The sequence below is a fragment of the Plantactinospora sp. ZYX-F-223 genome, from assembly GCF_039649625.1.
Lineage (GTDB): Bacteria > Actinomycetota > Actinomycetes > Mycobacteriales > Micromonosporaceae > Plantactinospora.
On the sequence record NZ_JBDJAV010000100.1, the window covers coordinates 1 to 11015 of the forward strand.

The following is an 11015-nucleotide window of genomic DNA, read 5'->3' on the forward strand; positions in this document are numbered from 1 at the left end:
GTCTGGAGGCCGGCTCGGCGGACGTTATGTCCGTTGATTCCAGGGCGTACGTGAATCAGACACGATCGCAGGGTGAAACGCGTTGATTCCGGTCAGAGTAGCGCTGGGTCGGATGCGCTCATTCCAGGTCAGATCCGGCGTTCTGTGTCACCGAGCCGAGATGTGAATCGGTCGCTACCGACGCGAACGTGAAGCAAACGTCCAGTCATACCGTGTTTCGTCAACCAGTTCGGACTGTACCTCATGTGGGTGTTTACAGCGGAGGCCGTGCCGACGGACCTACTTGAGGCCGCGAAGGTCGACGGCGCCGGCGAGTTCACGACCTTTCTGCGCATCGCGGCGCCGATGCTCGCGCCGGCGAGCGTGACGGTACTGCTCTTCTCATTCGTGTCGATCTGGAACAACTACTTCCTCCCGTTGATCATGCTTAAGGATCCAAACTGGTATCCCCTGACGATCGGGCTCAACGAATGGAACAAGCTGGGCTCGACGGCCGGGAACGGAGCCTTCATCAGAATCTGGTGATCACCGCCGCGCTGCTGACGATCGTTCCGCTGATCATCGCGTTCCTCGGACTGCAGCGGTACTGGCAGTCGGGCCTGTCGCTCGGCGCGGTCAAGGGTTAGCCCCTCGGCGGTCCGGCGCGCGTGCCGGCGTGGAAGCCGCCGCCGCGGCCCCGCCGGCCATCTCCCTAAATGACGCTTGCGAAGAAAGTGAGGCCATGACGAGCGACCCTGTGCTCGAGCCCCGACTGTTGATCGACGGTCAGCTGTGCGACGAGAGCGTGCTCCCGCACATCTGGGCGGAGAGTGTCGGCGCCGGACGAGCGAATGAAGCGTTGCGCGCGGACTGGCAGCACCAGTTCGCCGAGGTCGTCCGCGCGTGCGGATTCCGCTACGTCCGCTTCCACGGCGTCTTTCACGACGACATGTTCGTGTACCGGGGGAGCTATGGCCACGGCTTCGCCCGGACGTGCCCTCGCCTCGCCGAAATACACCTTCAGCTACGTGGACAAGGTATTCGACTTCATCCTGGAGTGCGGCGTCCGGCCCTTCGTCGAGTTGGGGTTCATGCCGCGTGAGCTGGCGACGGTGCGGGAGACCGTGTTCTGGTGGGGCGCTCACTGCAGCCCGCCCACGGACATGGCGCGCTGGGTCGAGCTCGTCACGAGGTCGATCGAGCATTGGATCGACCGGTACGGCCTGGCCGAAGTGCGGGAGTGGCGATTCGAGGTGTGGAACGAGCCGAACCTGGTGCCGCACTTTTGGACGGGGACGAAGACGGAGTACTTCGAACTCTACGAGCAGACCGCCCTGGCGATCAGGAAGATCGACCCTGAACTGAAGGTGGGCGGGCCGGCGACGAGCGTATTCGTACCCGACGACCGCTACAAGGGCGAAGTTGAGGACCGCTCGGCGATGCACGAGACCGTCACCGCGTCCGACGTGGACCCCCTGGACTGGCGCCCGGTGTGGATCGAGGATTTCATCGCCTGGTGCGCGGAGCGTGAACTGCCGGTCGACTTCATCTCGACGCACCTCTACCCGACCGATTTCGCGTACGGGCCGACGGGCGGGGGGTCCACATCGCTCGATACATCGACGCGACGTTCGACGACCTGCGGCTCCTTCGCGATCTCGTGGCGAACAGCGCGTATCCGGATTCCGAGATCCACATCACCGAATGGTCGACATCGCCATCGGCCCGCGACTTCATCCACGACACGCTCTTCGCGGCGACGTTCATCACGCGGACGTACCTGAAGTGCGCGACTCTCGCCGACTCGATCTCCTACTGGACCTTCACAGACGTGTTCGAGGAGGGCGGCGCCGGGATGGGGCCGTTTCACGGCGGGTTCGGCCTTGTGAACGAGGCCGGAATTCGCAAACCGACGTTCCACGCGTTCGCGATGCTCGAGCGGCTCGGCGACCGGCTGCTGCTCGCGACGTCCGACGGCGTGGTGACCCGCGACTCCCGGACTTCGGCGGTGTCGGCTCTGTTCTTCAACTACCCCGACGAGATGGCGATGAGGTCTGTCGGCCTGGCGAACTCGTACCCGGCTACTCGTGCGCTGGCGGCTATGGGGCCGAACCGGAGGATCCACCACTCGATTGGTGGGCTCAAGCCGGGGACCACCTCCCTCGTCGAAATCCTGGACTGGGAGCACGGCAACGTCGCCGAGGCGTGGTACCGGCTGGGATCCCCGCTCAACCTGTCCCGCGCGGAGAGCAGGTACCTGAGCGCGCTCGCCGACTTACTTCTCAGGTTTACGCTGACCGTGCCCGACAACGGTGTACTCGAGGTCGATGTTGACCTCTCGCCCTGGCCGGTGATGTCGTTGGGACAGGTTGGCTGAGGCACGCGTCGTCGGTCACTGCCGAGCTTGTGCAGAAGCTCGGGGGCTCCAGCGGGTCGCCGGCCAACGCATTGCACAGGTCGCGTGGGGTGGCGGTTGATGACGTGCGGGTCGATGCAGCACCACTGCGGACCGAGCGGCACCCAACCGGACCAACGAGCCCAACTGCCGCTGGCCGAACCGGCCGTCGGCCCCGTGCGGGGGCCGACGGCCGGAGCGTGGAGCGCGGACCGCCGACCCGGGGGATCCTCGTCCAACCGGTCAACAGGTCGTCGAGGGTCAGGGACTGGTGCAGGTGATTGCTGGCGTTGACGACGAGCCGTTGGCGATGAAGCCGAACGTCGTCGAGCCGCGGGGGTTGAGCGAACCGTTCCATTCGACGTTCCGCACGGTTGCCGAGGATCCGTTGGTGGTGAGTGTGCCGTTCCAGACCTGGCTGATCGTCTGCCCGCTGCTCGGCGTCCAGCGCGTCGTCCAGCCGTTGATCGTGTCCGCGCCAGCGGTGACGGTCACCTCGCCCTGGAAGCCTCCGGACCAGGAGTTGACGGTTCGGTAGGTTGCGGAGCAGGCGCCGGTCGGCGGCTGGGACGTCGGCGGCTGCGATGTGGGCGGCTGGGATGTCGGCGGTGTGCCGCCCTGGTACTGCGCCGCCACCTGGGCCAATTCGGTCCCGGTTCCTCGCATGAACGGCGTGTTGACCCAGGTCCGGAAGGCTGCCTGGGCGGATGACGACGATGTGCCCGACCAGCGCTCTTCCTTGTCCTGATCGAAGTAGACGACATTCTTCAGGTCCGGGTACCGGCCTGATTGCAGGCTGGTGGACATGTCGCTGATCCATTGGGCCTTGTTCCCGCCGTCCTCGCTGGAAGCCGTCTCGGAGATCATCACCGGACGTTTCGGAGCGATGGCGCGGGCCTTGTCGTAGGCGCTCGCGAACATGCTGTCGAAGCTGGTCCAGTGGTTGCCGGACGGATCCCAGGACGGACCCAGGCCCCAGTTGTAGCCGTCGATGGCGACCCAGTCGACGTACTGGTCACCCGGGTAGGACCGGGCAGGGTCGTTGAGCGAGGCGTCGGGTGTGGAGCCGTTGTTGAAGCACCAGACCCACTGCACATTGGTCGCGCCCGCTGCGACGACGAGGTCGTGAACGTGCCGGTAGGCGCGGACGTACAAGGCCGGGTCGCTGTTGTTGTTGACGATGCCCCACGGGTACCAGTTGCCATTGAACTCGTGTCCCCAGCGCACCATGAGCGGGCCGCCGACCGCCGCGAACTCCGCGCCGCGGGCTCGGATGTAGCTGTCCCACCGCCCGTCGATGATGTCCTGGAGGTGGATCTGGTTGGGGTCGCCGACGCTCAGCGCCGTGTTCCACGGTTCCCAGGTGAAGTGCGGGACGATGCCCTGATTCCACAACGCCCTGGCCGCGGCCGAGTCGAAGGCGTTGCCGGTGGCCCAGCTGTCGAACCACTGGACGCTCGCCGGCGTCACGCTGTAGCGGCTGACCGTACCGGCGGCGATGTCCGTCGGGCTGCTCTCGCGGAAGATCCCCAGGTACTTCGTCGACGTGTCCGCGGCAGCGGCGGGGGGAATGATGACGGTCACGACCGCGCCCAGCAGCAGGCTGGTGGCGGCGCAGAGGGCGGCGACCATGAGGCGTCTGCCCTTGAATCGGCGAATCATGCTGTCTCCCGGGTCTGGGCGAATCAGGCGGAGCCCGGTTCGCGTTAAGCGAGCCGGTTCACCGGCCCCGCCGCGTCGATGGGTGGGCGACGAGGCGGGCTTTCGCATGGGCAGTGGTATGCCGTGACCGTCTCCGGTCCGCGGCCGCTCGGAACAACAGGGCGGGCCGCTCCAGCCCGACCGCTGCTGAGCATGGTCGTTCGTGCCGGATATCGAACGATCGTGTGGTGTCCAGCTGGCGCTAGCGCCGGCCTCGCTGATGGCTTCCTGATCCGTTCAGTGAAAGTTTTCAGAACATCGGAGAGCGCGTTCAACCTGCGTAGACTGCTCTCGTTGGCCTCATCGCATCTTCGTTCATCAATGCATGGCGCGTCAAGAGTCGTTCTAAAGAAAGAAACTCGCTGCCTCGGATTGCCGGGCGATGCCCTCTCGTCGGCGCTCACGGCGGAGCCGCTGAGGAAGGTCACATAGGCTGCGGTCGTGACGACCTCGGATCCCTGTACCCCGGAAGCGAGCCGCCAGGGCGGGCTGACCGTGGCCCGGATCGCCCACCTGGCCGGCGTCTCGGCCCCCACCGTGTCGAAGGTGCTCAACGGCAGGGCTGGTGTCGCCGCCGCGACGCGACAACGGATCGAACACGTCATCCAGGAGCATGGCTACCAGCGCCAGGAGCAGAGCGAGCCGGCGACGCCGGTAATCGAGGTGGTCTTCCAGGTGCTGGACAGCCCGTGGGCACTGGAGATCATTCACGGCATTTCACAGGTGGCTCGGCCGCGCGGACTCGCCGTGGCGGTCAGCGAGATGCGCGGGCAACTCGTCCCCGACGAGGCGTGGACCCGTGACGTACTGGCACGCCGGCCCACGGGCGTCGTCGCGGTTTCCGCCAACCTGACCCGACAGCAGAGCAGGCAGCTGGCCAGCCGGGCGATCCCCCTGGTGGTTCTCGATCCGTCGGGCGAGCCGACGCACGAGACCCCCTCGGTCGGCGCCACCAACTGGAACGGCGGCCTAGTCGCCGCCCGGCATCTCCTCGAACTGGGCCACCGGCGTATCGGCATGATCAACGGGCCGGCCGAACTGCTGTGCTGCCGGGCCCGCCTGGACGGGTATCGCGCTGCTTTGGACGCGGCGGGCGTCGCCCCGGACCCGGATCTCATCCGGACCGCACCGCTCTACATGCAGGACGGCCTCGCCGAGGCCACGGCGCTGCTGGCCCTCTCCGACGCACCCTCCGCGATCTTCACCGCGAACGACCTGCAGGCGTTGGGGGTGTACGAGGCAGCACGCCGTGCGGGCCTGCGCGTTCCCGAGGATCTGAGCGTGGTCGGCTTCGACGATCTACCGCTCGGGCAGTGGGTGGGTCCGCAGCTGACCACGGTCCGGCAGCCGCTGCTGAAGATGGGTATGGCCGCCGCGGAACTCGTCCTGTGCCTGGCGGACGGTCGCCGACCGGAACAGGACCGGATCGAGTTGTCCACCTCCCTGGTGATCCGGGGAAGCACCGCCGCACCCGGCTCGAGGCGGTGACTGCGTCGGGGTCGCTGCGCGCGACGCCCCAGCTCCGTACTCAGCAGGAGCGGGTGCACGGATGCCCGGCCAGTTAGCCGGGGCATCCGTGCACCGATCAGTTGAGTGGGAACCCAGCTCCCACGATCAGAAGCCGATCGACTGCGCTACGTTTTGCAGTTCTGTGAGGTGCCCCCGGGGTGGCGCGCAGAGCATCCGCGACAGTTGCTGACCTGGGCAAACGTGCTCCGGTAGAGATCATCTGTCGCTACAACTTGCCGCCGAGGTACCCGTTCGGGCGGAAGTCCGCCTGAGGACGGCGCGGACGGGACGCACGTGCTGCTGGCCCTGGTGCCGGCATCGTGGTGGTCGGCGCGGTGGACCACTGTGGCGGCGAACTGGCCGTTGGCGGTCGTGGCCGTCGTCAGCCTGGCCAGTCTGATCGGCGGCGGCTTCGTTCTTCGCCTGCTGGAAGCACTCCTCGACCACCTACCGGGCACCGGCGACTCGGGCGAGGTCAACCAGCCGGGCGCGGCGGGGGCCGTAGCAGACGTAGTAGGCGATCTCCCCGGTGGTGATGCTGCGCCGGGCGAGGAGCCAGTGGCCGCGGCCCGGTTTCCACCAGGCGGGCACCCGGACCGGCACTCGCGCCCACCAGTACTCCCGTGGTCCGTGAGCACCCGCGCCGGCGGACAGGCGGTACCACGCCTGGCCGGGTAGGGCGGCGATCAGCTCGTCGGCGCGGGCTCGTCCCGTGCTGGTGGTGACCATGTCGTCGTTGCGGCGGGTCGCGACCACATACGGTACATCCCGCTCTTCCAGCCACACCCGCAGCGACTTCGACTGGCCGTACGCCTCGTCCATCGTCACCCAGCCGACCGGCACCCCAGCATCGAACGCTCGGCCGAGCATGGTCCGGGCCATCTCCACCTTCGTCGCGAAGGGCACCGAGTCCGGAACACCAGCCGCCCGGCACCGGTCCCGGTCGTCGGTCCACGACGCCGGCAGGTACAACTGCCGGTCAACCAGGGCGTGTCCCTTGGCCGATCGGTAGGCGAGGAACACGCCCACCTGGCAGTTCTCGACCCGTCCGGCGGTGCCGGAGTACTGCCGGGCCACCCCGGCCGAGCGGATGCCCTTCTTCAAGAAGCCGGTGTCATCGACGATCAACACACCCTGCGGGTCGCCAAGGTGCTCGACCACCTAGTCGCGCACGTCGTCACGAACAGCGTCGACGTCCCAGTCCGCCCACCGCAACAACCGCTGCATCCCGTCCGGCGACACGTCCCCCGCCTGCTCAGCAAGCGTCCAACCGTTCTTGCGGTCCAGGCCCGAGACCAGCCCACACAGGTACTGCCGAGCCCGACGACGCGGCTGCACCCGCCGGAACCGCACCCTGATCCGACCATGCAAACCGGTCCAACTCGGTGGACCACCGCTCAACATCGACGCTCGTCACGCCGAGTTCAACGAACGCGAGCACCACTCGACACGCTCAATGCCGTTGCAGTACTTAGCGTCCTGCAAAAGTGATCAGCCGCGCAGGTCGCGACGGCGGTAGCCGATGACGCCGAGGATGGTGAGCGTGCCGGCGATGATCAGCATGGTGGTGGTTGCCGGCCAGTTCGGTGGCAGGTCGGGGACCGGGGCGAGGTGGGCGAACGGGGAGAGCCGCCGTACCCATGTCGGTGCCTCGGTGCTGTCGGCGATGACGTGGAGGAGAAATCCGCCGGCTGCGGGTAGGGCGCCCAAAGGTGCGACGGCCGGGGGTAGCCAGCCCAGGGCGAGTACGGCCGCGCCGAGGCAGAGCAGGGCGATGGGGATCACGTTCACTGCGCCGGCCAGAGCGTCGCCGTACCGCAGTGGCGCGTTGACGGCGCTCGCCCCGGCCCAGGTCGCAAGGCCGGCGACGGCGGTGAGGATCGCCGCGCCACAGGCGGTGACAGCTGTCTCGGTAACCAGCAGCCGGGTACGGGTGATCGGCTGGGCGTAGAGAAGGGTCAGCCGCCGACCGGCTTCGTCCGCGGCCATGGCAGAGACCCGGGCGGCGGCGAACACTCCGACCGGGATGGCGAGCAGCGCGAACAGCGCGGCGACGTAGCCCTCGACCGAGCCGAGGGCACCGAAGCCGGCTTGGGCGGCGAGTTCGGCGAATCGTGGGTTATCGGCGAGGAACGAGGTCATGGAGACCGCGAGTAGGCCGATGAGTAGAAAGTAGGCGGCGACCCCGGCCGCCCACCCGGCCAGGGGACGCAGGAGGCGCCGGGTCGCGAACCCGGGCACCGAGCCGAGCAGCCGCAGCCGTGGCGGGCGCCCCGCCGAGGTGGCGAGCCAGCCGGCGCCTACGTCCCGACGGGCAGCCACCGCCGCCGTGGCCGCGAACAGGGTCGCGGCAGCGACCGCCAGCACTGTCAGCGGCAGGAGACGGTTCGCCTCATACGGGCGGGAGAACGCGACCAGCCCGAACGGCGAGAGCCAACGCAGCCATCCCAGGGCGCCTGCGCCGTCGCCGACCATCCGCATGAGTAGCCCGACGCCGAGTAGCCCGACCGCCGTCCCGGTAGCCGTTCCCCGGCTGGGGAAGAGTTGGGCCGTCAGCGCACCGGTGGCGGCGAAGAACACCCCGAGCAGCGCGACTCCCGCCCCGTGCAGCAGAGCACCTCGGGGTGCGGTGCCGACCGCGGTCAGAGCGCAGGCTGTCGCCAACCCCGCGACGACGAGTGCGGCGACCACGACGGTCAGGTGTCGGGCCACGATCGTGGTGACCGGGATCCGGCCGGCCGCCAGCAGGTCCCACCGGCCGGCGTCTTCCTCACCGCGGGTGATCCGGGTGACGGCGAGTAATCCCCAGATACCGGTGAGCACGGAGAGGACGGTGCCGGTACGCCAGACGGTGAAGCCGCCCGGATCGTGCAGCGCGACCGGCTCGCCGAACAGCGTACGGATGGCCGGGTTCTCGGCCAGAGCGGCGAGCGCCGCGGCATCCAACGTGTCGCCGACGGTGCGGGAGTAGGTGGCGGCGACCATCGCCGACATGCCGGCCATCACCGCCACGACGATCACGGCGCCGCGGCGGACCTGTCGCACAGCAAGCCAGGTGACGGCCCGCGTAACTGCCGCGACGGGCGCCGTTGTCCGGCCGACGGGGGTGTCGACGGCCGTCATCGGGAGGCCTGCGTGTAGTAGTGGAGGAAGATCTCTTCCAGGGTCGGCTCGTGGACCTGCAGCGCCGTCACATCCGCTGCGGCCAGGGCCCGCAACGCCGGTGCCGGCGGTCCGGCGAGGGTGAACCGCAACCGTGACGGTCCCACCACCTCGACGCCCTCGACACCAGGGACCTGGGCCAGGTTCGGGGTCGGGCCGGTGAAGGTCACCGCTACCTGGCTGCGGTGCAACCGGCGCAGGTCCGGGACTCCGGCGACCTCGACCAGGCGACCCGCGCGCAGGATCCCCACCCGGTCGCACACCGCTTCCACCTCGGCCAGCTGGTGGGAACTGAGGAACACCGTCTGGCCCCGCTGGCGGGCCTGCCCGACCGCGTGCTGGAACTCGCGTTCCATCAGCGGGTCGAGGCCGCTGGTCGGCTCGTCCAGGATCAGCAGCGGTGCCCGGGTCGCGAACGCGGCGACCAGGGCCACCTTCTGCCGGTTCCCGGTCGAGTACGCCCGCCCCGGTTTTGACAGGTCCAACTCGAACCGGTCCACCAGTTCGTCGCGGTAGGCGCGGTCTATCCCGGGGCCGGTGCGGGCCAGCAGCTCCAGCGTTTCCGCACCGGTCAGGGCCGGCCACAGCGCCACGTCGGCGGGCACGTACCCGATCGACCGGTGTGCCACCGCGACATCGCCCGTGTCGGTGCCGAAGATCCAGGCCCGGCCCTCGGTCGGGCGTGCCAGACCGAGCAGCAACCGGATCGTGGTGGACTTTCCCGCACCGTTCGGGCCCAGGAAACCGAACACCTCACCGGCCGGCACGCTCAGCTCCAGCCTGTTCAGGGCGCACACTCGCCCGTAGCGTTTGGTCAGGCCAGTGGTGCGAATGGCAGGAACATCCACGGAAGCCTCCCGGGATCGACAGCCGACAGGACTGCCGACCAGACTTCCCGGCGCACCACAGCAGAGCCTACGTGCCACCCATCGACGTGGGAAGTCCTCGACAAGGCCGTCCACCGCCACCTTGCCGCCTTCGGGAACTCGTTCGTCCAGTACGAGCGGAACGACGTCGGATGCCGCGACGGTGGGCGTTGCCGAAGTTCGGCAACGAACAGCCCTCTCAGCTGTCACGACATCGGCCTGGAAAGTCGCGGGGGTGGGGGTGAGGCTTGCTGGCATGGTCGAGTTCCGCCGCACGCCCGCCAGGGCCGACAGCTCACTGTTCCGCACCGTGCCAGCCGGGGGAGGAGGTGCGTCATGACATCGGTGATCGAGACCCAGGGTTTGACGAAGTTTTACGGCGGTCGCCGCGGGTTGGAAGATCTCGATCTGCGGGTCCAGCCGGGTGAGGTGTTCGGCTATCTCGGTCCGAACGGGGCCGGGAAGACGACCACGATCAGGCTGCTGCTGGACTTCATCCGTCCCACCCGGGGCACCGCCACGGTGCTCGGCGCCGTTCCCCGGCACGGCGTCGACAACCGCCGCCGGATCGGTTACCTCCCCGGTGAGCTGTCGTTCGAGGGACGGGAACGGGTGGCCGAGCTGCTGCGATTCTTCGGCGACGCCCGTGGCGGCGTCTCCGCCCGGCGCATCGGCGAGCTGGCGGAGCGGTTGGAACTGGACCTATCCCGCAGGATCCGTGGCCTGTCGAAGGGCAACAAGCAGAAGGTCGGCCTGGTGCAGGCGTTCATGCACGAGCCGGAGCTGCTGGTCCTCGACGAACCGACCACCGGCCTGGACCCGCTGATGCAGCAGGAGTTCCTGGAGATGGTCCGCGAGGCCCGCGCGAACGGGCAGACCGTGTTCATGTCCTCACACGTACTCGCCGAGGTGCAGACCGCGGCCGACCGGGTCGGTATCGTCCGCGCCGGCCGGCTGGTCGCCGTCGAACGAGTCGAATCGCTGGGCAAACGGGCCGTCCGCCAGGTCGAGGTGCACTTCGCCGAGCCGCCTGCGGTGGCCGACTTCACCGGCCTGCCGGGCGTCACCGACGTGAGCGTCGAAGGACCGGTCCTGCGCTGCACCGTCGACGGGCAACTCGACCCGCTGATCAAGGCACTCGGCCGACACACCGTCGTCGACCTGATCAGCGCCGAACCCGACCTGGAGGAGACCTTCCTCAGCTACTACCACCAGTCCGAGGTGACGACGTCGTGATCCCCAGCCTGATCCGCAAATCCCTGCGCGACTACCGGCGCGCGGTCGCCGGCTGGATGATCGGCGTCGGTGTCTTCGTCACCATCTACGTTTCCTCCTGGTCTCAGTGAGCGTTTTAGATGTGTGTTGGCCGGGCGTGTCGCACCGGGGGTCCGATCGATGATGGC

9 protein-coding genes and 1 pseudogene are annotated in these 11015 nt (G+C 68.2%); 5 read left to right on the top strand and 5 right to left on the bottom strand.

The window, feature by feature from the left end; translation table 11 throughout:
• Positions 1-249 precede the first annotated feature (249 nt).
• Complete coding sequence (locus AAH979_RS41775) at positions 250-525, top strand: ABC transporter permease subunit (protein ID WP_346263649.1); 276 nt, start codon at positions 250-252, stop codon at positions 523-525.
• Positions 526-691: 166 nt separating this feature from the next.
• Here AAH979_RS41775 and AAH979_RS41780 read toward each other — a convergent pair whose 3' ends face one another.
• Positions 692-922: a hypothetical protein gene (locus AAH979_RS41780; protein ID WP_346263650.1), complete on the bottom strand. Its 231-nt coding sequence runs from the start codon at positions 920-922 to the stop codon at positions 692-694.
• Positions 923-950: 28 nt separating this feature from the next.
• Here AAH979_RS41780 and AAH979_RS41785 point away from each other — a divergent pair, with 28 nt between their 5' ends.
• Both AAH979_RS41785 and AAH979_RS41790 read left to right on the top strand, forming a co-directional pair.
• A complete protein-coding gene (locus AAH979_RS41785; RefSeq protein WP_346263651.1) occupies positions 951-1763 on the top strand; it encodes a hypothetical protein in 813 nt (270 codons plus the stop codon).
• Complete coding sequence (locus AAH979_RS41790; RefSeq protein WP_346263657.1) at positions 1676-2356, top strand: hypothetical protein; 681 nt, start codon at positions 1676-1678, stop codon at positions 2354-2356. The genes AAH979_RS41785 and AAH979_RS41790 overlap by 88 nt, the downstream gene beginning before the upstream one ends.
• Positions 2357-2635: 279 nt before the next feature.
• On the opposite strand, the gene AAH979_RS41795 is transcribed toward AAH979_RS41790, so the two are convergent.
• The gene (locus tag AAH979_RS41795) at positions 2636-4006 is read right to left on the bottom strand and encodes a cellulose binding domain-containing protein (RefSeq protein WP_346263652.1); all 1371 of its coding nucleotides are present in this window, start codon (positions 4004-4006) and stop codon (positions 2636-2638) included.
• 510 nt (positions 4007-4516) lie between these two features.
• Here AAH979_RS41795 and AAH979_RS41800 point away from each other — a divergent pair.
• Complete coding sequence (locus AAH979_RS41800; RefSeq protein ID WP_346263653.1) at positions 4517-5563, top strand: LacI family DNA-binding transcriptional regulator; 1047 nt, start codon at positions 4517-4519, stop codon at positions 5561-5563.
• Between the two features lie 471 nt (positions 5564-6034).
• Here AAH979_RS41800 and AAH979_RS41805 read toward each other — a convergent pair.
• The 3 genes and pseudogenes from AAH979_RS41805 to AAH979_RS41815 all read right to left on the bottom strand — a co-directional run.
• Positions 6035-6965 (bottom strand): annotated as a pseudogene (locus AAH979_RS41805) (IS701 family transposase); the annotation flags it as partial.
• Positions 6966-7075: 110 nt separating this feature from the next.
• Entirely contained in the window at positions 7076-8629 is a 1554-nt protein-coding gene (locus AAH979_RS41810) for a hypothetical protein (RefSeq protein WP_346263654.1), read from the bottom strand.
• 74 nt (positions 8630-8703) lie between these two features.
• A complete protein-coding gene (locus AAH979_RS41815; protein ID WP_346263655.1) occupies positions 8704-9543 on the bottom strand; it encodes an ABC transporter ATP-binding protein in 840 nt (279 codons plus the stop codon).
• Between the two features lie 405 nt (positions 9544-9948).
• On the opposite strand from AAH979_RS41815, the gene AAH979_RS41820 reads away from it, so the two are divergent.
• The gene (locus AAH979_RS41820; protein ID WP_346263656.1) at positions 9949-10848 is read left to right on the top strand and encodes an ABC transporter ATP-binding protein; all 900 of its coding nucleotides are present in this window, start codon (positions 9949-9951) and stop codon (positions 10846-10848) included.
• Positions 10849-11015 lie beyond the last annotated feature (167 nt).

Excerpts from the sequence above, each read along its gene's own strand:
- AAH979_RS41795 (WP_346263652.1), bottom strand. The coding sequence starts at position 4,006 with ATGGTCGCCGCCCTCTGCGCCGCCACCAGCCTGCTGCTGGGCGCGGTC.
- AAH979_RS41820 (WP_346263656.1), top strand. The coding sequence starts at position 9,949 with ATGACATCGGTGATCGAGACCCAGGGTTTGACGAAGTTTTACGGCGGT.
- AAH979_RS41785 (WP_346263651.1), top strand. The coding sequence starts at position 951 with ATGGCCACGGCTTCGCCCGGACGTGCCCTCGCCTCGCCGAAATACACC.